This window comes from Mesorhizobium sp. WSM2240 (assembly GCF_040438645.1).
Lineage (GTDB): Bacteria > Pseudomonadota > Alphaproteobacteria > Rhizobiales > Rhizobiaceae > Allomesorhizobium.
In genome coordinates this window covers 5,106,912-5,129,102 of sequence record NZ_CP159253.1, presented here as the reverse complement: position 1 = coordinate 5,129,102, position 22,191 = coordinate 5,106,912, and the positions used below count along the sequence as shown (strand labels likewise).

The following is a 22,191-nucleotide window of genomic DNA, read 5'->3' as shown; positions in this document are numbered from 1 at the left end:
GGCTTCGAGCGTATCGAGATTGCTTATGGTCTCGTTCACGATTTTGATCCGCTTGGTTCGACGGCAGTCGGCCGCCGGTTACTGGTCCTGTTTTCGCATAAAAAAACCCGCGCCAGCCCTGCCAGCGCGGGTTTCCCAAATCAAGTGTCGAAAAGCTTGGGAAGGCGCTGGTTAGGCAACAGCGCTTTCAAAAGCGTTCGGCGTGGTGTTCTTCAGATATTCCAGCGCAGTCTTGGCCTTGGCCACCAGCGCGGCGAAGGCCTGCGGCTCATGAATGGCCATGTCCGACAGGACCTTGCGGTCGATCTCGATGCCGGCCTTGTTCAGACCGTCGATGAAGCGGCCGTAGGTCAGGCCGTGCTCGCGGGTCGCGGCGTTGATGCGCTGGACCCACAAAGCGCGGAAGTTGCGCTTGCGGTTCTTGCGGTCGCGATAGGCGTATTGCAGCGACTTCTCGACCGCCTGCTTGGCGATGCGGATGGTGTTCTTGCGGCGGCCGTAGAAACCCTTGGCGGCCTTCAAAACCTTCTTGTGCTTGGCGTGGGCGGTAACGCCCCTTTTTACGCGTGCCATGTCATGATCTCCTTAAAACGTCGTGGCCGGGCTCAGAGGCCGTTCGGCAGAAAATTCTTGATGACCTTCTTGGCGTCGGGTTCGGCGAGAACCATGGTGCCGCGGGCATCGCGAATGAACTTGTTTGAACGCTTGATCATGCCGTGGCGCTTGCCGGCGGCAGCCGACAGCACTTTTCCGGTTGCGGTTATCTTGAACCGCTTCTTTGCAGCGGATTTGGTCTTCATTTTGGGCATTTTGCTCTCCGTATGGGTGCGCTTGATTGCGCTTTTGTGCTTCGGGCAGACCAATCGCCCGAAAAGCATCAGAAACCGCCACGGCATGCCCTGCCGGACGGTTCTTGGACGCGGCCTTATAGCGATGCGCCTTTGAAAGCGCAACCGGGAATCACAGACGGAATACCTGCCTTCAATAGAGGTGCAGGAGCACGGGCAGAACGCCGGCATCCTGCAAATATTCGACGAACTCGAAAAACGGATAGGCAGCCAGGAACAGCAGACCGTCCCGGAAGGTGCGATACAGAAGGCGCGGACGGACGGACAGCATCTCGCTCTCCCTGAACAGGCTCACGCGTGGAAAGAAGCGGGGCACCGCTCGCATGTACTGCCGATAGGGTTCGCCAAAGGTGCGTTCGAGGTATTCTTCCTCGACGAGAATGACGTAGTGAAATGCGACATAGGTAAGAACCGCAAAGCCGGCCGCAACGATCATGCTTCCCGTCATCGCGCCGATGCCTGCGGCTCCAATGGCGCTGAAGACATAAAGCGGATTGCGCGTGACCGAGTAGGGTCCGCCCGTGACGATCTCGGCGCTTTTGCGCCCGCCAATGTAAAGCGTGCACCAGGTCCGGCCGAGTATGGCCGCCAGGACCAGGGCGCCGCCTGCAGCCTCGACATATTCGTGCACGGTATCACCGGTCCCGAGGGCGGAGCGCACGAACAGCAATCCCGCGAGTATGACGCAGGTGAGGACCGCAAGCGCGATGCGCCGGCGTTTTTGGAAACGGCCCAGTTCATCGGCCGGCGTCATGGACGCATTCAAGAGAGCAGAGGAGCGCATTCAAATAGCCTTCACGCCAGGTGGACGCGCACTCTTTCTCTGCACGTGCGGTGAAATCGTGGCGGCGACCCGAGACAAATCGGGTCACCGTCAGGTTGCGCTCAGCGCGGCGCCAGAACCATCATCATCTGGCGGCCTTCGAGCTTCGGCTCCGCCTCTACCTTGGCGATCGGGGCGACCTCTTCGCGGACCTTGTTGAGAAGCTGCATGCCGAGTTCCATATGGGCCATCTCGCGGCCGCGGAAGCGAAGCGTCAGCTTGACCTTGTCGCCTTCCTCGAAAAACCGCCGCACCGCCCGCATCTTCACCTCGTAATCGTGGGTGTCGATGTTCGGCCGCATCTTGATCTCCTTGATCTCGATGACCTTCTGGTGCTTGCGCGCCTCGGCGGCCTTCTTCTGGTTGGCGTATTTCAGCTTGCCGAGGTCGAGGATCTTGACGACCGGCGGCGTTGCGTTGGGGGAGATTTCAACAAGGTCGAGACCCGCCTCTTCGGCGGCCAGGAGGGCATCGTTAATCGACACCTCGCCGTGGTTCTGTCCGTCTGCATCGATTAGCTGAACCCGGGGAACCCGGATGTCTCGGTTGGAGCGCGGGCCTTCCTTGGTAGGCGCCGCTGCTTTAAAAGGTCTGCGAATGGTCGTGGTCTCCTCGAGCCGTTTACGATCTTGATTCAAGTCGGTCGCGCCTATGTCGGCGCTATGCGGGCCGAGTCAATAGCACAGCGATTCCAAAAAATCATCAGAAACCAAAAGGCCGCGTAGACTCTCGCATCGACGGCATGGGTCCGGTCTTTTCGCGGGAATCGAGCTGTGCCACAAGGCTTGCGTCCGAAGGAGCATCATATGGCGACAGGCAGTCCGGATTTCCAGGAGGTGGATGGCGCGACGATCGCCGTCCGGCGCCTCGCCGGCCGCGAACCCGGCATTGTCTGGCTTGGCGGCTACCGCTCCGACATGCTGGGCACCAAGGCCGAGGCACTGCACGAGTGGGCGTCGGCCAACGGCCGCGCCTTCCTGCGCCACGATTATTCAGGGCACGGCGAATCCGGCGGCGACTTCGCCGACGGCACCATCTCGAAGTGGCTCGGCGAAAGCCTCGCCGTGTTCCGCCGGTTCAGCACCGGCCGCCAAATCCTGGTCGGCTCGTCGATGGGCGCGTGGATTGCGCTTCGGATGATCGAGGAATTGCGCAAGAGCGGCGAGGGCGAGCGCATCGCCGGGCTGGTGCTGCTTGCCCCGGCGCCCGATTTCACGGTCGAGCTCATGGAGCCGAAGCTGAAGAAGACGCAGCAGCGCGACCTCGATAAAAAAGGTTTCTTCGAAGTGCGATCGAACTATTCCGACGAACCCTATGTCTATACGCGGGCGCTGTTCGAGGACGGCCGCGCAAACCGCGTGATGACCGGGCCGATCAACACGCATTGCCCGGTGCATGTGCTGCAGGGGATGAAGGACAAGGACGTGCCGCACACCCATGCGCTGAAGCTCGTAAGCTGCATGCCGTCCGACGACGTGACCCTGTCGCTGGTGCGCGACGGCGACCACCGCCTGTCGCGGCCGCAGGATCTGGCGCTGCTGATCCGTGCGGTCGAAGAAATGGTCCGGCAGGCCGGCTGACGGGTCTTCGGCCCCTAAAAATCCAGCGGCGCGTTGTCGACCACTTCCTTGATGACGAAGAAGGTCCGCGTCTGCCGCACGCCCGGCAGGCCGAGCAGCGCCTCGCCGTGAAGCCGGCTGAATTCCGACATGTCGCGCAGCCTGATCTTGAGGAAATAGTCGAAGTCCCCGGCGACCAGATGGCAGTCGAGCACGAATGACAGCTTCTTCGCGGCCAATTCGAAGGCGGCGAAGCTCTCCCTGGTCGAGCGGTCGAGCACCACGCCCACCATAACCAGCGCGCCGCGGCCGACGCGCTGCGGATCGACCTCGGCCCGCACCGCCCGGACAAAACCTTCCTGGAACAGCCGCTGCGTTCGGCGGTGGCAGGTAGCCGCGCTGACATTGGCGCGCAGGGCAAGTTCCGCGTTGCTCAGCCGGCCGTCCTGCTGCAGCAGCCGCAGGATCTTCATGTCGATCCGGTCGAGCTTCTGCCCGGTGGAAGATTCTTCCGATTTTCTCGGATTTCCAAGGCGGTTCATTCGGCTTGTTCTCGTTGTCAGTGCGTTAGGCAGCATTGCTCCCGGCACAATGAGAGCACCTTTCATCGGCTTTGCGCTAGCCTCATGGCCACGAAATCACTGCCGGAGCCAAAACGATGCTTGAAAAGTTCCCTCGATATCCGCTGACCTTCGGTCCGACGCCGATCGAGAAGCTCAGCCGGCTCTCCGCCCATCTGGGCGGCGGCATGGAGATCTTCGCCAAGCGCGACGACTGCAATTCCGGCCTGGCGTTCGGCGGCAACAAGCTGCGAAAGCTCGAATACATCGTTCCCGACGCCATAGCCTCAGGCGCCGACACGCTTGTTTCGATCGGCGGCGTTCAGTCGAACCATACACGCCAGGTCGCCGCGACGGCAGCGAAGATCGGCATGAAGTGCCGCTTGGTGCAGGAGAGCTGGGTGCCGTTCGAGGACGCGGTTTACGACCGCGTCGGCAACATATTGCTGAGCCGCGTCATGGGCGCCGAGATCGAGCTCGTCAATGAAGGCTTCGATATCGGCATCCGCGAGAGCTGGGAGCGCGCGCTTGCCGACGTCAAGGCCAAGGGCGGCAAACCATACGCGATCCCCGCCGGCGCCTCGGTGCATCCGCTGGGCGGCCTCGGCTATGTCGGCTTTGCCGAGGAGGTGCGGGCGCAGGAAAGGGAACTCGGCTTCCGCTTCGATTTCATCGTCGTCTGCACGGTCACCGGCTCAACCCATGCCGGCATGGTTGTGGGCTTCGCGAAGGACGGCCGCCAGCGCAGCGTCATCGGCATCGATGCTTCGTTCACGCCGGCCAAGACCAGGGCGCAGGTGCTCGACATCGCCCGGAGGACCGCCGAGCTGGTGGAGCTCGGCCGCGACATCGAGGACGAAGACGTCGTGCTCAAGGAGGACTACGCCTATCCGGTCTACGGCGTGCCGTCAGCCGAGACCAACGAAGCGATCCGGCTCGCCGCGCGCCTGGAAGGCATGATGACCGACCCTGTCTATGAGGGGAAATCCATGCAGGGGCTGATCGACCTTGTCCGCAAGGGGTTCTTTCCGGGGGGGTCGAAGGTGCTCTACGCGCATCTCGGCGGCGTGCCGGCGATCAACGGCTACAGCTACATCTACCGAAACGGCTGATGCGAAGCTTGTTCGGTTCGATTTAAGGTTGTGATTTCAACCGCTTGTCCGGTTTCAGGGGCTATTGCCTTGAACAATTTGTTCACAATGGCCATCTCGAATCGAAGCAGCCGGGTTTGGCTGCCTCCAACCGAAGGAACGGGAGAAATGAACACGACCGCATTGATCCGCCCGGCCTGGACGCCGGCAACCATCGCGCTGATGGTGATCGGCTTCATGGTGTTCTGGCCGCTGGGGCTCGCCATGCTCGCCTACATCATCTGGGGCGACCGGCTTGAAGGCTTCAAACGAGACGCGAACCGCGCGACCGACGGTATCTTCGCCGGCTGCCGCCGCGCTTCCGACAAGGCGCATCGCTGGGGCCACGGTTCGGCCCGCACCGGCAACGTCGCCTTCGACGACTGGCGTGAGAAGGAACTCGAGCGTCTGAACGAAGAGAGCCGCAAGCTCGACGAGATGCGCGACGAATTCGACGAATACGCCCGCGAATTGCGCCGCGCCAAGGACCAGGAAGAGTTCGACCGCTTCATGGCCAACCGCAACAAGTCGACCGCGCCAACCACCACCAAGGGCCGCGGCAAGGGTTCGTCCACCGGTCTGCTCGACGAGGCGTAAGCGCCTGTCGCATTTGACGATCAAGCGGCGTCGCTGAAAAGCGGCGCCGTTTTCCGTTAGGCGCAGGGGGGACAGTTTACTTTTTGCCCCTCGCGCACGCCCATGCGGCCCGGAGCTTTTCGCGGGCAAGAAAGTAAACTGTCCCCGGCAGCGAATCACGTATCTTCCCAAAAATGTCCTTCGGCTTCTTCCGCAATCTCGCAAAGGCCAGACCCGCTCCGGTCCGTGAGCGCGAGCACGCCGTCGCCGGCCGTACGCTGCCGCTTCGGATCGTCGAGAACGATCGCGCGCGTCGGCTGACGCTCAGGATCGATGCCGGCGGGCGCGGCCTGCGCATCACCGTGCCGCCCGGCATTTCGGCGCGCGAGGTCGAACGCTTTCTCGACCGCCACCAAGGATGGCTGGAGCAACGCCTGGCAAAGGTGCCGGACCGCCCGCAGGTCAGGCCGGGCATAAAGATCCCGCTGCGCGGGGTGCCGCACACCATCATCCACGAGCCGGGCAAGCGCGGCACCGTGTCGGCGGCGATGGGCGAAAGCGGGCCCTCGCTCACCGTCCATGGCGACCGCCTGCATCTGCCGCGCCGCATCGCCGATTTTTTGAAACGCGAAGCCAAGCGTGAGATCGAGGCGCTGGTCGAAAAGCACTGCATCAAGGTCGGCCGGCGAGCCAAGGCCATCCGCTTTCGCGACACGACCAGCCGCTGGGGCTCCTGCACCTCCGACGGCACGCTGTCCTTTTCCTGGCGTATCATGATGGCGCCGCCGCCGGTGATAAATTATCTCGTCGCGCATGAGGTGGCGCATCTCAAGGAGATGAACCACGGCCCGAAATTCTGGAAGCTGTGCGCGGAGCTTTGCCCGGACACTGATCGCTGCAAGGCCTGGCTGAAGCGCAACGGCGGCGCGCTGCAGGCGATCGCGTTTGAGTGAGGGCGGAGGAAACAAGTGAGCCTGGAAAGTCGCGCCGACAAACTGAAGGCCACGTCGCCCGATCTCGTCGTCCATCTCACCCTCTATCCAACGGAGGCGGGAGGACGCAAAAGCCCCTTCCCTCCAGGTTTGAGCTGTCTCTGCTGCGCGGACAAGTCTGTCGCAAGCGGGTGGGACGGCTGCCCGCAACTCGGTGACGAGCCGTTGTATCCAGGCCAAACCAGGACGGTCGGATTCATCTTTCTGTTGGGACAAGAGGCTGCGGCAGCGCTCTCGAAGAGCGCAAAGTTCTACCTACGGGAAAACAGATTGATCGGAGAAGCGCAAATCGTAGATCCGCCTGCATGACCGCAGACGCGCGCCCGAGAAAGCGGACGGCTGCTGCGATCTAAGGCAACGTCACCCGGCTCGCCGTAACCCGGTTCCCGCCCTTCGCACCACGGGCGACCCCCCAGATCATCTGCCGGTCCGAGCGGTCCCAGGCGATGCCCTGGCCGGCGATGTCGAGCGATGCGGTTGCGGTCCATCGCAGCATCGAGCCTACCTCAGGCAGCATCAGCGCATAGGCCTCCGGTCTATCGTGGCCAGTGATCCACAACCGCCGATCCCGGGGCTCTCGGACATCGAAGTCGAGTTCCCGCGCTCGCGAGAGTTGCCTCGGCCGGCGGACTTCGAATGATGTTCCTGCTCGACACCAATGTCATTTCAGAGCTGCGCAAGGCTGGGGACGGTAAGGCCGACACCAATGTCACCGCGTGGCTGTAGCGCGAAGATGCTGCGCAGTTCTACGTCTCTGCCATCACCCTTATGGAGCTCGAACTGGGCATTCTCCGGATCGAGCGGCGCGATCCTGTTCAGGGGGCAAGGCTGCGCACCTGGTCGACAGCCATGTACTGCCGAAGTTTTCCGAGCGGACGCTACCGGTCGATACGGCTGTGGCGTTGCGGTGCGCCCGGCTTCGCGTACCAGACACGCGTCCCGACCGGGACGCGTATATCGCGGCGACCGCACTTGTGCACGGCATGACGGTTGTCACGCGGAACGTGGCCGATTTCGAGCCGGCTGGCGTCCGCCTTCTCGATCCCTGGGCTGAAGCGACGGGTTAATGGAAGATGGCGGACGGAACCGACCGTTTCCATCACGGCAATTTTCTCGACTCTTTTGCCATTTCGTGCGACTTCCCCGCCATGGTCCTCGATGTCAAGATTTGTGGCTTGAAAACTCCGGAGGCGATTACGGCCGCGCTTTCCGGCGGGGCCAGCCATGTCGGGTTTATTTTCTTTCCGAAGAGCCCGCGCAATATCGATCCCGTAGAAGCCGGCCGGCTTCGCGAAGACGCGCGCGGCCGCGCCAAGGCCGTCGCAGTCACCGTCGACGCGGATGACGCGATGCTTAACGCGATCGTCGAGGCTATGTCGCCCGACATGCTGCAACTTCACGGCAAGGAAACGCCGGAGCGCGTCGCCGAGGTGAAGGCGCGCTACGGCCTGCCGGTGATGAAGGCGCTTTCCGTTCGCGAGGCCAGCGATCTCCAGGCGATCGCGCGTTATCGCGGCGTGGCTGACCGTTTTCTCCTCGACGCCAAGCCCCCCGCCGGCTCCGAACTGCCGGGCGGCAATGGCATTCCATTCGACTGGCGGCTGCTCGCCGGGCTCGAATCCGGCCTGGACTACATGCTTTCGGGCGGCCTCAACGCCGCCAATATAGGCGAGGCGCTGCGGCTGACCAATCCGCCCGGCCTCGACATCTCATCAGGCGTGGAAAGCGCGCCCGGCGTAAAGGACCCGGCGCTGATCGAAGGCTTCTTCCGCGCGGTGCGAACGGCGCAGGCGAGAAGCGTGGCGTGATGAGTCGCCGGGGACAGTTTACTTTTTGCCCCGGAAAGGCTTAAGCCTGCCGGATGCTCCGCCAGGGGCAAGAGCGCAAACCGTCCCAGAGCACAAGCGGCAAAAATCATGAACAAGCCGGCAGAGCCCAATTCCTTCCGCACAGGTCCCGACGAACAGGGCATGTTCGGCATTTTCGGCGGCCGTTTCGTCGCCGAGACGCTGATGCCGCTGATCCTCGAACTCGAGCGGCACTGGAACGAGGCCAAGGACGACCCCGAATTCAGGGCGGAACTCTCGGCGCTCTCGACCTTCTATGCCGGGCGGCCCTCAAAACTTTATTTCGCCGAAGGGCTGACGCGGCATCTGCGCGAGGTGTCCTCGGCGAAAGGCCTGAGCGGCGGCGCCAAGATCTATTTCAAGCGCGAGGATCTGAACCACACCGGCTCGCATAAGATCAACAACTGCCTCGGCCAGATCCTGCTGGCCAAGCGCATGGGCAAGAAGCGCATCATCGCCGAGACCGGAGCCGGCCAGCACGGCGTCGCCTCGGCGACGGTCGCGGCGCGCTTCGGCTACCCTTGCGTCGTCTATATGGGCGCGACCGACGTCGAGCGGCAGAAGCCGAACGTCTTCCGCATGAAGCTGCTCGGCGCGGAGGTGCGGCCCGTCAGCGCCGGCCACGGCACACTGAAGGACGCAATGAATGAGGCGCTGCGCGACTGGGTCACCAATGTCGAGGACACCTATTACCTGATCGGCACGGCCGCCGGTCCGCATCCCTATCCCGAACTGGTGCGCGACTTCCAGTCGGTGATCGGGACCGAGGCGCGCGCCCAGATATTGGAGCAGGAAGGCCGGCTGCCCGACGCGATCATTGCCGCCGTCGGCGGCGGCTCCAACGCCATCGGCCTCTTCCACCCGTTTCTCGACGACCGCGCGGTGAAAATCATCGGCATCGAGGCCGGCGGGCGCGGGCTCGACGGCGTCGAGCATTGCGCTTCGATGAATGCCGGCAAGCCGGGCGTGCTGCACGGCAACCGCACCTATCTGCTGCAGAACGAAGACGGGCAGATCCTCGACGGCCATTCGATCTCGGCCGGGCTCGACTATCCCGGCGTCGGGCCGGAGCATTCCTGGCTGCGCGACACGGGCCGCGTCGAATACGTGCCGATCCTCGACGACGAGGCGCTGGAGGCATTCCAGCTCACCACCCGCGTCGAAGGCATCATCCCGGCGCTGGAATCGGCGCATGCCATCGCCCATGCGATGAAGCTCGCGCCGACCATGGACAAGGACCAGATCGTGATCGTCAATCTCTCCGGCCGCGGCGACAAGGACGTGCACACCGTCGCCGGCATGCTCGGCATGGAGATTTGATCATGACCACCCGCATTGACCGCCGCATGGCGAAGCTGAAGGCCGAGGACCGTCCGGCGCTCGTGACCTATTTCATGGGCGGCGACCCGGATTACGAAACCTCGCTGTCGATCATGAAGGCGCTGCCCAAGGCCGGCAGCGACATCATCGAGCTCGGCATGCCGTTTTCCGATCCGATGGCCGACGGGCCGGCGATCCAGGCGGCCGGCCTGCGCGCATTGAAAGGCGGGCAGACGCTCGAAAAGACGCTTCGTATGGCGCGCGAATTTCGGGCCGGCGACGACGAGACGCCGATCGTGCTGATGGGCTACTACAATCCGATCTACATCCACGGCGTCGACCGCTTCCTCGCCGATGCGAAAGCTTCCGGCATTGACGGGCTGATCGTGGTCGACCTGCCGCCCGAAATGGACGAGGAGCTCTGCATCCCGGCGGTGAAGGCGGGGATCAATTTCATCCGGCTGGCGACGCCGACGACCGATGACCGGCGCCTGCCCAAGGTGCTCGAGAACACGTCGGGCTTCGTCTACTACGTCTCGATGACCGGCATCACCGGCTCGGCCTTGGCCGACACCGCCAAGGTCGCCGCCGCCGTGACCCGCATCAAGAGCCACACCGGCCTGCCGGTCTGCGTCGGCTTCGGCGTCAAGACGGCCGAGCAGGCGCGGGTGATCGGAGCGTCGGCCGACGGCGTCGTGGTCGGCACGGCCATCGTCAATGCGGTGGCCAACGTGCTCGGTCCGAAGGGCGAGAAAACCGCCGACCCGGCCGAGGCCGTCGCGACGCTGGTAAACGGCCTTTCGCAGGGCGTGCGCTCAGCCCGCCTTGCTACCGCCGAATAGTTTTCCCATTTTAGCCCGATCACGGGAAAAGCGATCATGAATTGGATCACGAACTACGTCCGCCCCAAGATCAACTCGATGCTGGGCCGGCGCGAAATGCCCGAAAACCTCTGGATCAAAGATCCAGAGAGCGGCGAGATGGTCTTCCACAAAGATCTGGAGTCGAACCAGTTCGTCATCCCGTCCTCCGGCCACCACATGAAGATATCGGCCCGGGAACGGTTGAAGTTCTTCTTCGATGACGGCCGCTTCGAGGTCATCGAGAACCCGAAGGTTGCGGTAGACCCGCTGAAGTTCCGTGACGAGAGGCGCTATGTCGACCGGCTCAAGGACGCCCGCGCCAAGACCGGCATGGAAGACGCCATCCTCAATGCGCTGGGCACGATCGAGGGCCTGCCAATCGTCGCCACGGTCCAGGATTTCGCTTTCATGGGCGGCTCGCTCGGCATGGCGGCCGGCGACGCAATCATCCGCGCTTTCGAGGTCGCGGTGGAAAAGCGGCGGCCTATGATCCTGTTTGCCGCTTCCGGCGGCGCGCGCATGCAGGAAGGCATTCTGTCGCTGATGCAATTGCCGCGCACGACGGTTGCCGTCGACCGGCTGAAGGAAGCGGGGCTGCCCTATATCGTCGTGCTGACCAATCCGACGACAGGCGGCGTAACCGCCTCCTACGCTATGCTGGGCGACGTCCATATCGCCGAACCGGGTGCGCTGATCGGCTTTGCCGGCCCGCGGGTGATCGAGCAGACCATCCGCGAAAAGCTGCCCGACGGCTTCCAGCGCGCCGAATATCTGATGGATCACGGCATGGTCGACATGGTGGTGTCGCGCCTCGAGCTCAAGTCGACGATCGCGCGGTTGTTGAAGATCCTGACGAAGATGCCGGAGGAGGCGAACGGGCTGGAGCCGGAAATCCTGCCGCCGGCCACGGTTCCGGCCGAAACCCGGCCGCAGGCCTGAAGCGACATTTAACGCCGCGGCCTGACATTGTGCGCAAGCCCGCGCTTGCCTAGGACTTTCCTCATGACGATGCTTCTGGCCGAACGCGAAATCGACCGCCTGCTGGCGCTTCACCCGAAAGGCTTCGATCTTTCGCTGGAGCGGATCACGCGTCTGCTCGACAAGCTCGGCAACCCGCAGGACAGGCTGCCGCCGGTGATCCACATCGCCGGCACCAACGGCAAGGGTTCGGCCGCCGCCTTTGCACGGGCGCTGCTCGAGGCTGAAGGCCTGCGCGTGCATGTCCACACCTCGCCGCATCTGGTGAACTGGCACGAGCGCTACCGGATGGCGGCGAAAGGCGGCGGCAGGCTGGTCGACGACGCCGTGCTGGCAGAGGCGATCTCGCGCGCCGCCGAGGTCAATCGTGGCGAGACGATAACCGTTTTCGAGATACTGACCGCCGTCACTTTCATGCTGTTTTCCGAGCACCCGGCGGATGCAGCTATCATTGAAGTCGGACTTGGCGGCCGCTTTGACGCCACCAATGTGATTTCGCGGTCGGCCGCCAGCCTGATCATGCCGATCTCGCTGGACCATCAGTCATTCCTCGGCGACCGTGTCGAATTGATCGCTTCGGAAAAGGCCGGCATCATCAAGCCGGGCTGTCCGGTGGTGATCGGCGCGCAGGAAAGCGGGACCGCGCAGGAGGTGGTCATCGAGGCGGCGGAACGTCTGGGCTGCCCGGTCTCGGTCTACGGCCAGGACTTCCTCGCTTATGAAGAGAACGGCCGCATGATCTACCAGGACCAGTCCGGCCTGATGGATCTGACACCGCCGCGCCTGCCCGGCCGACACCAGTTCGCCAACGCGGCGGCAGCGATCGCGGCTGTAAAGGCTGCCGGTTTCGAGATCGGCCAGCGCGCCGCCGACCACGCCATGGCAAGCGTCGCCTGGCCGGGTCGCATGCAGCGCCTGCCGCAGGGCCGGCTGTCCGAGCTGGCGCCGGAGGGGGCAGAAGTCTGGATCGACGGCGGCCATAATCCCGGCGCCGGCATGGTCATCGCAGAAGCGCTGGTCGAGCAGGAGGAAAAGTTCAGCCGGCCGCTGTTCCTGATCTGCGGCATGATCAACACCAAGGACCAGACCGGCTATTTCCGCGCCTTCGAAGGCATGGCGCGCCACGTCTATACGGTGCCGGTTAGCATGAGCGAGGCCGGCGTGCCCAATGCGGAACTCGCCGCCCGCGCCATCGAGGCCGGGCTTTCGGCCGAACCGGTCAATTCGGTGGCCAATGCGCTGATGCTGCTGCGGGACACCTGGGACGAGAGCGAGACGCCGCCGCGGATCCTGATAGGCGGGTCGCTCTATCTGGTCGGCGCGGTGCTGGCCGAGAACGGCACACCGCCTACTTGAGCAACAAAAAGCCCGGCGCGAAGGCCGGGCTTTCCGTGAAACTCTTTGGCTGAAATCAGGCGACGTTGCCGCTGATCCAGTGCGACAGCGCCGTCTTGGGCAGCGCGCCTACCTTCATGTCGGCGACTTCGCCGCCCTTGAAGATCATCAGGGTCGGGATCGAGCGGACGCCGAACTGCGCCGCGATCTCCGGATTTTCGTCGATATTGACCTTGGTGATCTTCACCTTGCCGGCCATTTCGGTCGAGATTTCCTCAAGCGACGGACCGATCATCTTGCAGGGACCGCACCATTCGGCCCAGAAATCAACGACGACCGGACCGGCGGCGTCGAGCACGTCCGCCTTGAAGCTGTTCTTGTCGACCTTCACAGTGGCCATAGTGAAATCCTTTCGGGGTTCGAGATCGCACCACATGTGGTGCATGAGGCGGATGGCTTCAAGCAGGGTTTGTGTCACGCCTGCGTGAGTCGGACAAGAGCCTCGTCCATCACCGCCGCGGGAAGCTCGATCAGCCGCGGCTCCTCGGTGAACAGAAGCGCAGCCGTGACGGCCTTGCCCGGGTAGAGGGGCGCAAGCAGGGCGCGGTAGAGCGCGAGCTGCACGATATAGGCGGGCGGCACGGCCTCCAGCGTCTGCGGCGCGGGGCGGTTGCTCTTATAGTCGACGATCTGCACTTCGCCGGCGGTGATCGCGAGCCGGTCGATCGTGCCGGAAACCGCGCGCTCCTTGCCCCTGACCTGCAGCTTGCCCATGACCGAGACCTCGGCGCGCGACCCTTCGGCAAACAGCGGCGAAAACCGGGGCGAGGCGAGGATCGCTTCGACCGAGACCAGCGCGGCTTCGCGCTCCCCTTCCGGCCAGCCCGCGCCGGCGCGCTCGAGATAGCGCCAGCCGGCGGCGTTGCGCTCGGCCGCGGGCAGGGCAGGCAGCATCTGCAAAAGCTTGTGCAGCGCAATGCCGCGGGCAATGGCGAAACCGGGCTCCACATCCGCATCAAGCACCGGCGAGCGGCCGGAAATCACCGGCTCCCTCGTCTCGTCGATCAGCACCGACGCGCCGGACGGCGAAAGCGGCTTCGGCAGCGCCTCCGAGGGCGGCAGATTCTCGAACAGCCTTGGCGGGATTTCCATGCCAGCCCGCTGTTTTTCGGCAACGGCCTCCGCCGCGAGACCGGCCGCCGGGCCCGTGCTGACCCGGAAGCGGCGGACAGGGTCGCCGCCGGCCGGATGCGGCCGCTCTTCGCTATGCTCGGAGGCCGCCAGCGCGCGGCTGACGATGGCGTGCCAGGTTGTGTCGTTCTGGCCGCGCTTGCCGTGATAGCCGCAGACGATCAGCCGGTCCTCGGCGCGGGTCATGCCGACATAGAGCAGCCGCCTGTATTCGTCGTCGGCGCGCTCCCTGATGCGAAGCGCCGCCTCCCGCGAAACGCCGTTGGCAATGTCGGCGGACGAACGCCACAGATAGGCCTTGACGTGGCGAAGCTCGCCGCGCGGCTCGAACGGCACCAGGCGCGGCAGATGCTGCTCGCTGAAGGGCGCCGCCCCGCCGTCGACCAGGAACACCACCGGCGCTTCAAGGCCCTTGGCGGCGTGCACGGTCATGATGCGCACCTCGTCGCGCGTCTGGTCCATCTCGCGCTTGATGTCGGGCCCGGCGCTTTCGAGCGTCGCCAGAAAGGCTTCCAGCCCCGGCAGGCCGGCGCGCTCCTCGGCGAGGCAGAAATTCAGGAACTCGTCGAGAATGTCGCCGGCTTCCTGGCCGAGCCTTGCGATCATGCGGCGGCGCACGCCGTCGCGGCCGAGCACGCCGGAGTAGAACTCGAAGACCGGCTTGAAAGCAGCCTCGCCGGCCCAGGAATCGAGCTTCTCGGCGACGATACCCAGCCTGATGTCGGTCTCGCCGTGCTTGCGCAGCGAAGCAGCAAGCGACATGCCCTTGCCGCGGCCTGCGGCGAGAGCGAACAGATCGTCCTCACTCAGGGAAAAGACCGGGCTCCTGAGCATCGCAGCGAGCGACAGGTCGTCCTCGGGCTGGATCAGGAAGCGTCCGAGCGCGATCATGTCCTTGACCGCGATATGGCCTGGCAGGCTCAGCCGGTCGGCGCCCGCCACCGGGATCTGCCGGTTTTTCAGGCTGCGCGCCAGCGCGTGGACGAAGCGGTCGCGCTTGCGCACCAGCACCATGACATCGCCGGCGCTCAGTCTTTTGCCGGTTCCCTCTATGATCTCGCCGGACCGGATCCAGTCCTGGATGGTGGCGGCCACCTGCTCGGCGACCCGCACCGCCGGAGCCTGCGCATGGTCGATGGCCTCCCGCCAGTCCTCCGGCTCCTCGATCGCGGCGGCGCCGATCGACGGCCAGACCTCGACATAGCCGGGCTCGTTGTCGCGTATCGCCTTGTGCCCCGGCGGGTCAGGATCATGCGACAGGCCGCGGCGGGCCTGCTCGCTGGCAAAGACAAGGTCGACCGCGGCCAGTACGTCGCTGGTCGAGCGGAACGACCAGGTCAGGCCGACCCTCTCAAAGCTACCGTTGGCCCCACGGATTCTTTGCGAGAATTCATGGCCTGTCTCTGCGAAGGATTCGGGCGCCGCACCCTGGAAGGAATAGATCGACTGCTTTTCGTCGCCGACCGCGAACACCGTGCGGTGGACATTGTCGCGCGCGCCCAGGCCGGCAAAGAACTCCTCGGCCAGCCGCTTGACCACGTTCCACTGGTCCGGGCTGGTGTCCTGCGCCTCGTCCAGCAATATGTGGTCGATGCCCTTGTCGAGCTTGTACTGCACCCATGGCCCGGCATCCTGGCGCGCCAGCAGCCGCACGGTACGGGTGATCAAGTCGTTGAAGTCGAGGAAGCCGCGTCCGGCCTTCAACTGCTCGTAGCGGGCGATCAGCCAGTCGGCGATGGTAAGTGCGGCGCGTGTGCCTTCAAGCATGCGGTACAGCGCCAGCCGATCGCAGGCGGCCATGATTGCGTCAGTGGCTTGCGCATAGTGCTGCGGCAGGTCCGGCAGACGGTCGAGCAGCTTCTTAGTGAACAATCTGCCGGCAGCATAGGGCTCGCCATCGCCCTTGAGAAAACCGCGCGCAAGCAATTGCAGGCGTCTTACTGGATCGGTTTCCGCAAAGGCGAGAACCGCATCGGGCAGGATGTCCTTGAGCACCGAACGTGCGCTGACCTCCTCCGCGTCGGCCGCGAACCGCTCGAAAAACTCCAGCGGGAATCCGGGAAGCGGCCAGGCCATCGAAGCGATGCCCCCGGCGCTGTCCTCCGGCGTGAAATCGAACTCCGAAAACAACGCCTCATAAGGTAAGGGGTCGCCGCCTGCCGCGTCGATCAATATGCGCAGGCTGTCGCGCTTCTGCACGATCTCCTGCAGCAGCATGTCGAGGCCCCATTCGCCTCCGCGTTCCAGCACCGCCGCGAAAGCCTCGGCCAGTTCGGGATTGCCGGCCGCAGCACCCGTGATCATCTCGCGCCGCGCGATCGCAAACAGCGTCTGCTCCATCGCCGGATCGAGCATTTCGAAATGCGCGGCGATATTGGCTTCCAGCGGAAACTGGTGCAGCACCGATTCGCAGAATGCGTGGATGGTCTGGATCTTCAGCCCGCCGGGCGTTTCCAGCGCCTGCGCGAACAGCCGGCGCGCCCGCCGCATTTTTTCCGCGTCGGGTTTCCGGCCGTCGAGCTCTTCGATCGCTTTCGCCAGTTCGTCATCGCCGAGCATCGTCCAGAACGACAGGCTGGAAAAGACGCGGTTCGACATGTTGGCGGCGGCGGCGCGCGTGTAGGTCAGGCACAATATCCTCGACGGGTCCGTGCCTTCCAGCAGCAGCCTTATCACGCGCTGCGCCAGAACATGCGTCTTGCCCGAGCCGGCATTGGCCGACACCCACACGGAATGCTGCGGATCGGACGCCTTGGCCTGCCGCTCTGCGGTTTCGAAGGGGACGGTGAACTTCTTCTTCATTCGCCGGTGTCCACGTCGTCCGGCCCGTCGCCCCCGGCCGACCATTCCAGGACCCGGGCAAGATGATCGTAGTCGCCGTCGGTCTCGCCTTCCCGGAACGGCAGCGCCCGCGAAAGATAGCCGGCTTCCGGATTGTTGTAGTGCTCCAGCAGCGCTTCCAGCCGCTCCCAGGCCTCCTGCGCAAGCGCCGGGCCGGACTTGGGCGTCCCGTTCACGCGCAGGATCGATTCCTCCAGCACCAGACCGTTGGCCTTGAGCCGCACGAATGCGAGTTCCGCCGGGGTGCGCGTGCCAAGTTCGCGGAACGCGCCGCGCTGCAGCAGCGCGCCCTCCAGCGCCAGTTGCGGCGCTAGCAGCGTGTGCGCCTGCATTTTCGAAGGCGAGGAGCCGGTCTTGTAGTCGATTATGTCGGCCATGCCGGCCGGCAGCAGGTCTATGCGGTCGGCGTAGCCCGACAGCGTCACGCCCGAGCCGCCGACCTGCATCGCCTCTGCGCGCGCCTCCGGATGGCGGCTGACCACGTTTGCGGCGCGGGTGCGTTCCCAGCCGATGAATTCCGCCGCCATTTTCATGAAGCGCGGCCACCATATGGCCTCGACATCTTCCGGTAGGGCGCACTCGGCAAAGCTCTCGCGGCCGGCCGCGATGAGCAGCTCGTATGCTTCTTCGTTGCGCGGATCGGCAACCGTCTCGGAAAAGCGGTGAAGTATCTTGTGGAACAGCGTGCCGCGTTCGGCCGCGCCGGGGTCGCGCACCAGCGGATCGATCGGCGCAAGGCTGAGTATCTTGCGCGCATAGACCGCGTAGGGATCGCGCCGCAGCGTCTCGATCTCGGTCACGGAAAAATGGCGCGGACGGACATCGAGGGGCGGCTTCGGCTCGGGCCGTTTGGCGAATTTCACCGGCGCGCCGGCGTCGAGCGCACGCGCCCAGTCGAGCAGCGCAGAGCCCCGAGCGCGCATGACCTCGGCCAGGTCGGGTCCGGCGAAAGCCAGCAGGCGCTGCAGCCAGCGCGAGGGGACGGCGGGCGCGTCGCCGGAACGGGCCGAGCGCGACAGTATGATGTCTTCCGTTCCCATCGCCATCTGGAAATCATGCGCCGACTGTCCGATGCGGCGCTCCGGCGGCTCGAGATCGATGCCGGTCTTCATGACGCGCGACATGAAGCGGTCGGCCTGCGGCTTGCGCGGCCAGACGCCCTCGTTCAGCCCGCCGACAACCAGCGTGTCGACAGTCTGCAGACGCGCTTCGAGAGCGCCCCAGATCGAAATCCGGCTATCGGTTCCGTGAGCCGGCTTGACGGTTTCGGGCGCCAGCAGCGCCTCAAGCACGTCCGGCCATTCCGCCGCGTCGAAAGAGAGCGACGCCGTCGAGGCGACCAGCCCACGCAGCAATTCGGCGAGCTTCTCGCCGGCATCGCCGGCATAGAGCGCGTCATTGCCGCCTTCGGGACCACGCGCGAAATTTTCGAGCGCCAGCACCGTGGCGCGCAAGATCGCCGACAGTTCGACCTCGCCGGCCTCCCGGAACGGTGCGAGCGGCGCGATGGCATCTGCGATCCGCGCCAGCACGGAACGCGCGGCGTTGATACGCCTTTCGCTCAGGCGACCGAACCAGGCCGGCTGCCTGTTCTGGCCGGCCAGGCCGGCAAGCCGCGCGTCGAACAAATCGACCAGCTCATGAATGTCCGGCCTGCCCGTTCCGCCGCGCAGGGCCACGAGCTCGATCGTTTCCACCGCCGCCCGGACAGAGCTCCGCTCCAGCCAGAGCGAAATCAGCGGATGCTTGAGCAGCGACAGCAGCGACAGGGGATCGCCCGGGCTGAACGCCGCCTTGACCAGCAGTCGCAGAAGCGCTCCGGGCGCGGTGTTGGCGAGCGGGGCGCCGCCGGAATCATCGGCGCGAACGCCAAAGCGCAGCAGTTCGGCGGAGACGCGCCGCGCCAGATTCCTGTCTCCGGTGACTAGGGCGGCGGTGCGACCCGGTACCTCGACGGCGGTCTTCAGCGCCACCGCGATGGCCGCCGCCTCGTCCCTTTCATTGGCGGCTTCCAGGAGCGTCACACCGGAGAGAGCGTCGGCGAGTTCGCCGGAATTCATGCCGATGCGCCGCCTGGCCCAGTCGTCAGTGGTTTCGGCCGGCCTGAGCGCCTCACCGACCAGAGCGGCTCGGTCCGACATCGCCTTTATGGGCGAGCCGATCTCTTCGACATCGGTGCGCAGAATGCCGATCTTCTGCAGGAGCTTTGCCAGGCCATATTGCGGATGACCGAGAACGGAAGCCTGCGGCGCGAGGTCCGAGATGACCGACCAGGACCGCTCGTCGAGTGTCTTGTCCAGCCCCGGCAGCACCACTGCGCCGTTCGGCAGCCGCGCGATCGCCGACAGCAGCTCGGCGGTGGCGGGAATGGAGCCGGTGGAGCCCGCGGCGATCACCGGACCGGCCGGCGGATTTTGCCGCAGCCGCTCGGCCTCGAGCCGGATCAGCGCGCTCCGGTGTGCTGCCGGGTTCGACTGGCCGCGCTCGGCGAGCAGCGCCGGCCAGGCCGAGGTGACAATCTCGAGGAAATCGAGCGTCACCTGCCACCAATTTGCGAGATCGCCGGAAACCAGTTCGCCGAGCTTTTTCCAGTCTGAACCTTCGGTCTCGATCTCGTCCATCAGCGCAGCGAGATCGCGAGCCAGCCAGATGGCGTCGGCAGTCGATGCCGGCACGACGATGTCTTCCTCGAACAGGGCCGCGACATGAGCGGGCAGCCGGCGCTTCCAGGTGCGCACCATCGGCGCGAGCAGCAGCAGCCGGTCGGCGGCCGCGATCGGCGGCAAGAGGTCGATCGCGCCGGCGCCGCCGGGAGCGAAGAGCGACTCGTCCTCGTCGAATTCACCGAGCGGCCGGATGACCGGCAGGATCGCCGAGCGCCCGCCTGCCATGTCGACGAAGACGCCCCGCAACTCGCGCGCGGCGCGACGGGTCGGCACGTAGATAGTCACGTCGGCCAGCGCCAGCGGATCGCCGTCGAAGCGGAAGCCGGGCACAAGCCGGCCGCCATTCAGCGCCTCGGCCAAGGTGGGCAGGAAGGCGACGCCGGGCGGGATGGAAAAGACCCGCGGCGGCTTTCCGCCGCCAGTCATGCGCCGACGGCCTGAGCCCGCGCGACAGCCGCCTCGGCCGGTGCGATCGCGCCCGGGGTGCCGACCGTGATCCAGCTGCCGTTCATGCGCAGGCCGAACAGCCGGCCCGCCGCGATTGCGCGGTCGAAATAGAGATTGAGCGACTGCTTCGTGATTGCTGCGCCGGCAAAGATTCGCGGGTGCACGATCGTTGCCCCGGCATAGATCAGGCCGGATGGGTCGCTGCCGGCGCGGGCCAGGCGGCCGTCGGGTGCTACCAGGAAATCCGTGCCGCCGCTGTGGCCGGTGGCCGATCCTAGGTCGGCCAGCATCAGCAGCATATCCATTTTCGACTCGTCCCACGCAGCGGCCAACCTGCCGAGATTCGGTTCCGCCTCGTCGACCCAGAATGTATCCGCGTTGATGACATAGAACGGTTTTGAGCCGAGTTCCGGCAGCGCCTTGACGATGCCGCCGGCCGAATCGAGCAGACCTGCGCTTTCGTCGGAAATGATTATCCGCGGCTTTTGCCGCCGGCTCACATAAGCGACGATCTGTTCGGGCAAATAGTGGACGTTGACGACCGCCTTGGCGACGCCGACTTCGGCAAGGCTGTCCAGGCCCCAATCGAGCAGCGGTTTGCCGGCGACCTCGATCAGCGGCTTCGGCTTGGTGGCGGTGATCGGCCGCATGCGGATGCCGAGGCCGGCGGCGAGGACCATTGCGGTGTCAGGCGCGCCGTTCATTTTGCGGTATCTCCAAGCAGGCCGTTTCGCCGGTAGAAATCCTCAAGCCCGGCAAGCGCCGGATGCGCCAGAGCCCGGCCAAGATAGGCGCGGATGCGCGGCAGATGGCGTAGATAGTCCGGCTTGCCGTCGCGCTCGTTGAGGCGAACGAAAATGCCGAGGATCTTCGAATTGCGCTGCGCGGCCATGGCCGCATAGGCTTCGCTAAAGCGGGCCTCGTCGAACGGGCCCGCCGACCGGCGCGCGGCGACATAGGCGTCGTAGGTCGAACGCTCGATTTCAGGCGAAACGGTCACGCGCGCATCCATGGTCAGCGATGCGAGATCATAGGCCGACGGCCCGATTAGCGCATCCTGGAAATCGAGCACGCCGATGCGGTCGTGGCCCTGGCGTTCGCCGCGCCATATCAGGTTCGGTGAATGGAAATCGCGCAGCATCAGCGTCTTTTCCGCATCGTCGAGTCGATCGAACACCGTATTCCATGCGTTCTTGAAATCGATCCTGAACTCGTCATTAGCCGGCTTACCGGACGCGAAAGGAATATACCAGTCGATCAGCAAATCGACCTCGATCATCATGGCGTCACGGTCAAAAGGGGGAACAACATGGTGCACGCCCTTCGCCGCCTCCATGCGGCTTGGCCACTTCCGGCCATGCATCATCGCGAGCAGTTCGCCCGCCGCGGCGTAGCGCCCCGCCACCGGCTTTCCGGCGTCGAGAAAGCTGCCGGAGCCGAGATGCTCTATCAGCAGAAAGCCCTCGTTTAGATCGGCGGCGAAGATTTCCGGAACCGCCACTCCGCCGGCCTTGAGCGCGCGATCGATGGCGACGAAAGCCGCGACGGACTGCGCAGTGTGGGCGATCTCGGCGTAGGGTTTGCCGTCACGCACCGGCGGGCCGAGCACCAGCTTCGGCGAATTCATCAGCACCAGCGGCCGTTGGCTATCGCCATCAACGATCTCATAGGAGCGCGCCGATGCGTCGCCGGTGAAGTATTTCCTCTGCGCGTCGCCATGGCCTGACTGCGCCAGAAAATCACGCGCAGCGAGCGAGCGGCCGATGCGCTCGATGGCGGCGCCCCTTCCGGTGATGCGGGCAAGCCTGCCTGCTTCCTGGTGGATGAGCTCGACCTGAACGGCGCTTTCCGGCAGGCGGCCCGCTGCCCGGTCCGGCCATTCGACCAGGGCCGCGCCCTGCGCGATCGCGTCGTCGAACCCCAGCTCATCCAGCTCGGCCGCCGAGGAAAGCCGGTAAAGATCGAAATGATGGACCGGAATGCGGCCCTCATAGGCCTGGACGAGGGTGAAGGTGGGGCTTGGCACCTCCAGCTCCGGATCGCCGGCAAGCGCCCGGATCAGAGAGCGCGCCAGCGTCGTCTTGCCCGCGCCAAGATCGCCTTCGAGCGCCAGCACATCGCCGGCACGCAGCGCCAGCGCCAGATCCGCCCCGAGCATGGCTGTTGCCTGCTCGTCGGGAAGGAACCGTTCCAGGATCGAAAAATCCATCAGGCA

20 protein-coding genes and 1 pseudogene are annotated in these 22,191 nt (G+C 64.8%); 10 read left to right on the top strand and 11 right to left on the bottom strand.

What is annotated here, in order from left to right:
- Positions 1-171 precede the first annotated feature (171 nt).
- The 4 genes from rplT to infC all read right to left on the bottom strand — a co-directional run bounded on the left by rplT (position 172) and on the right by infC (position 2,270).
- A complete protein-coding gene (rplT, locus tag ABVK50_RS25530; protein WP_353643920.1) occupies positions 172-573 on the bottom strand; it encodes a 50S ribosomal protein L20 in 402 nt (133 codons plus the stop codon).
- Positions 574-605: 32 nt separating this feature from the next.
- Positions 606-809, bottom strand: coding sequence for a 50S ribosomal protein L35 (rpmI, locus tag ABVK50_RS25525; protein ID WP_091915627.1), 204 nt, complete (start codon positions 807-809; stop codon positions 606-608).
- 172 nt (positions 810-981) lie between these two features.
- A complete protein-coding gene (locus tag ABVK50_RS25520) occupies positions 982-1,602 on the bottom strand; it encodes an isoprenylcysteine carboxylmethyltransferase family protein (RefSeq protein ID WP_353643921.1) in 621 nt (206 codons plus the stop codon).
- A gap of 131 nt (positions 1,603-1,733) precedes the next feature.
- Positions 1,734-2,270 carry a translation initiation factor IF-3 gene (gene infC / locus ABVK50_RS25515; RefSeq protein WP_353645815.1) on the bottom strand — a complete coding sequence of 179 codons (537 nt, stop codon included), beginning with the start codon at positions 2,268-2,270 and terminating at the stop codon, positions 1,734-1,736.
- Between the two features lie 207 nt (positions 2,271-2,477).
- On the opposite strand from infC, the gene ABVK50_RS25510 reads away from it, so the two are divergent.
- On the top strand, positions 2,478-3,251 hold the full coding sequence (locus tag ABVK50_RS25510; RefSeq protein WP_353643922.1) for an alpha/beta hydrolase: 774 nt from the start codon (positions 2,478-2,480) through the stop codon (positions 3,249-3,251).
- Positions 3,252-3,265: 14 nt separating this feature from the next.
- Here the strand turns inward: ABVK50_RS25510 and ABVK50_RS25505 are convergent, their stop codons facing one another.
- Positions 3,266-3,772, bottom strand: a complete 507-nt coding sequence (locus tag ABVK50_RS25505) for an Lrp/AsnC ligand binding domain-containing protein (RefSeq protein ID WP_353643923.1) — start codon at positions 3,770-3,772, stop codon at positions 3,266-3,268.
- 116 nt (positions 3,773-3,888) lie between these two features.
- On the opposite strand from ABVK50_RS25505, the gene ABVK50_RS25500 reads away from it, so the two are divergent.
- The 3 genes from ABVK50_RS25500 to ABVK50_RS25490 all read left to right on the top strand — a co-directional run bounded on the left by ABVK50_RS25500 (position 3,889) and on the right by ABVK50_RS25490 (position 6,449).
- On the top strand, positions 3,889-4,902 hold the full coding sequence (locus ABVK50_RS25500) for a 1-aminocyclopropane-1-carboxylate deaminase (protein WP_353643924.1): 1,014 nt from the start codon (positions 3,889-3,891) through the stop codon (positions 4,900-4,902).
- Between the two features lie 147 nt (positions 4,903-5,049).
- Complete coding sequence (locus ABVK50_RS25495; protein ID WP_353643925.1) at positions 5,050-5,517, top strand: DUF2852 domain-containing protein; 468 nt, start codon at positions 5,050-5,052, stop codon at positions 5,515-5,517.
- A gap of 173 nt (positions 5,518-5,690) precedes the next feature.
- Positions 5,691-6,449 carry a M48 family metallopeptidase gene (locus tag ABVK50_RS25490; protein WP_353643926.1) on the top strand — a complete coding sequence of 253 codons (759 nt, stop codon included), beginning with the start codon at positions 5,691-5,693 and terminating at the stop codon, positions 6,447-6,449.
- A 388-nt stretch (positions 6,450-6,837) separates the two neighbouring features.
- Here the strand turns inward: ABVK50_RS25490 and ABVK50_RS25485 are convergent, their stop codons facing one another.
- On the bottom strand, positions 6,838-7,005 hold the full coding sequence (locus tag ABVK50_RS25485; RefSeq protein WP_353646979.1) for a hypothetical protein: 168 nt from the start codon (positions 7,003-7,005) through the stop codon (positions 6,838-6,840).
- Between the two features lie 119 nt (positions 7,006-7,124).
- Between ABVK50_RS25485 and ABVK50_RS25480 the strand changes: the two are divergent.
- The 6 genes and pseudogenes from ABVK50_RS25480 (at position 7,125) to ABVK50_RS25455 (ending at position 12,852) form a co-directional block, all read left to right on the top strand.
- Positions 7,125-7,555, top strand: a pseudogene (locus tag ABVK50_RS25480) (type II toxin-antitoxin system VapC family toxin).
- 81 nt (positions 7,556-7,636) lie between these two features.
- Positions 7,637-8,296 (top strand): phosphoribosylanthranilate isomerase, encoded by a 660-nt coding sequence (locus tag ABVK50_RS25475; protein ID WP_353645816.1) that lies wholly within the window; start codon positions 7,637-7,639, stop codon positions 8,294-8,296.
- 108 nt (positions 8,297-8,404) lie between these two features.
- Positions 8,405-9,655 carry a tryptophan synthase subunit beta gene (trpB, locus tag ABVK50_RS25470; RefSeq protein ID WP_353643928.1) on the top strand — a complete coding sequence of 417 codons (1,251 nt, stop codon included), beginning with the start codon at positions 8,405-8,407 and terminating at the stop codon, positions 9,653-9,655.
- A gap of 2 nt (positions 9,656-9,657) precedes the next feature.
- Positions 9,658-10,497 (top strand): tryptophan synthase subunit alpha, encoded by an 840-nt coding sequence (gene trpA, locus ABVK50_RS25465; protein WP_353643929.1) that lies wholly within the window; start codon positions 9,658-9,660, stop codon positions 10,495-10,497.
- 36 nt (positions 10,498-10,533) lie between these two features.
- The gene (accD, locus tag ABVK50_RS25460; RefSeq protein ID WP_353643930.1) at positions 10,534-11,457 is read left to right on the top strand and encodes an acetyl-CoA carboxylase, carboxyltransferase subunit beta; all 924 of its coding nucleotides are present in this window, start codon (positions 10,534-10,536) and stop codon (positions 11,455-11,457) included.
- Positions 11,458-11,520: 63 nt separating this feature from the next.
- Entirely contained in the window at positions 11,521-12,852 is a 1,332-nt protein-coding gene (locus ABVK50_RS25455; protein WP_353643931.1) for a folylpolyglutamate synthase/dihydrofolate synthase family protein, read from the top strand.
- A gap of 55 nt (positions 12,853-12,907) precedes the next feature.
- Here ABVK50_RS25455 and trxA read toward each other — a convergent pair whose 3' ends face one another.
- From trxA to tsaE, 5 genes are all read right to left on the bottom strand, one after another.
- Positions 12,908-13,231, bottom strand: a complete 324-nt coding sequence (gene trxA / locus ABVK50_RS25450; protein ID WP_353643932.1) for a thioredoxin — start codon at positions 13,229-13,231, stop codon at positions 12,908-12,910.
- Between the two features lie 74 nt (positions 13,232-13,305).
- Positions 13,306-16,824, bottom strand: a complete 3,519-nt coding sequence (gene addA, locus ABVK50_RS25445) for a double-strand break repair helicase AddA (protein WP_353643933.1) — start codon at positions 16,822-16,824, stop codon at positions 13,306-13,308.
- Complete coding sequence (gene addB / locus ABVK50_RS25440) at positions 16,821-19,955, bottom strand: double-strand break repair protein AddB (protein WP_353643934.1); 3,135 nt, start codon at positions 19,953-19,955, stop codon at positions 16,821-16,823. Before addB ends, addA begins: the two co-directional genes overlap by 4 nt.
- Positions 19,952-20,680 carry a nucleotidyltransferase family protein gene (locus ABVK50_RS25435; RefSeq protein ID WP_353643935.1) on the bottom strand — a complete coding sequence of 243 codons (729 nt, stop codon included), beginning with the start codon at positions 20,678-20,680 and terminating at the stop codon, positions 19,952-19,954. The genes addB and ABVK50_RS25435 overlap by 4 nt, the downstream gene beginning before the upstream one ends.
- Positions 20,677-22,185, bottom strand: coding sequence for a tRNA (adenosine(37)-N6)-threonylcarbamoyltransferase complex ATPase subunit type 1 TsaE (gene tsaE, locus ABVK50_RS25430; protein ID WP_353643936.1), 1,509 nt, complete (start codon positions 22,183-22,185; stop codon positions 20,677-20,679). The genes ABVK50_RS25435 and tsaE overlap by 4 nt, the downstream gene beginning before the upstream one ends.
- Positions 22,186-22,191 lie beyond the last annotated feature (6 nt).

Coding starts and splice junctions, on each gene's coding strand:
- rplT (WP_353643920.1), bottom strand. CDS start 573: ATGGCACGCGTAAAAAGGGGCGTTACCGCCCACGCCAAGCACAAGAAG.
- rpmI (WP_091915627.1), bottom strand. CDS start 809: ATGCCCAAAATGAAGACCAAATCCGCTGCAAAGAAGCGGTTCAAGATA.
- ABVK50_RS25520 (WP_353643921.1), bottom strand. CDS start 1,602: ATGACGCCGGCCGATGAACTGGGCCGTTTCCAAAAACGCCGGCGCATC.
- ABVK50_RS25510 (WP_353643922.1), top strand. CDS start 2,478: ATGGCGACAGGCAGTCCGGATTTCCAGGAGGTGGATGGCGCGACGATC.
- ABVK50_RS25505 (WP_353643923.1), bottom strand. CDS start 3,772: ATGAACCGCCTTGGAAATCCGAGAAAATCGGAAGAATCTTCCACCGGG.
- ABVK50_RS25500 (WP_353643924.1), top strand. CDS start 3,889: ATGCTTGAAAAGTTCCCTCGATATCCGCTGACCTTCGGTCCGACGCCG.
- ABVK50_RS25495 (WP_353643925.1), top strand. CDS start 5,050: ATGAACACGACCGCATTGATCCGCCCGGCCTGGACGCCGGCAACCATC.
- ABVK50_RS25490 (WP_353643926.1), top strand. CDS start 5,691: ATGTCCTTCGGCTTCTTCCGCAATCTCGCAAAGGCCAGACCCGCTCCG.
- ABVK50_RS25485 (WP_353646979.1), bottom strand. CDS start 7,005: ATGCTGCCTGAGGTAGGCTCGATGCTGCGATGGACCGCAACCGCATCG.
- ABVK50_RS25475 (WP_353645816.1), top strand. CDS start 7,637: ATGGTCCTCGATGTCAAGATTTGTGGCTTGAAAACTCCGGAGGCGATT.
- trpB (WP_353643928.1), top strand. CDS start 8,405: ATGAACAAGCCGGCAGAGCCCAATTCCTTCCGCACAGGTCCCGACGAA.
- trpA (WP_353643929.1), top strand. CDS start 9,658: ATGACCACCCGCATTGACCGCCGCATGGCGAAGCTGAAGGCCGAGGAC.
- accD (WP_353643930.1), top strand. CDS start 10,534: ATGAATTGGATCACGAACTACGTCCGCCCCAAGATCAACTCGATGCTG.
- ABVK50_RS25455 (WP_353643931.1), top strand. CDS start 11,521: ATGACGATGCTTCTGGCCGAACGCGAAATCGACCGCCTGCTGGCGCTT.
- trxA (WP_353643932.1), bottom strand. CDS start 13,231: ATGGCCACTGTGAAGGTCGACAAGAACAGCTTCAAGGCGGACGTGCTC.
- addA (WP_353643933.1), bottom strand. CDS start 16,824: ATGAAGAAGAAGTTCACCGTCCCCTTCGAAACCGCAGAGCGGCAGGCC.
- addB (WP_353643934.1), bottom strand. CDS start 19,955: ATGACTGGCGGCGGAAAGCCGCCGCGGGTCTTTTCCATCCCGCCCGGC.
- ABVK50_RS25435 (WP_353643935.1), bottom strand. CDS start 20,680: ATGAACGGCGCGCCTGACACCGCAATGGTCCTCGCCGCCGGCCTCGGC.
- tsaE (WP_353643936.1), bottom strand. CDS start 22,185: ATGGATTTTTCGATCCTGGAACGGTTCCTTCCCGACGAGCAGGCAACA.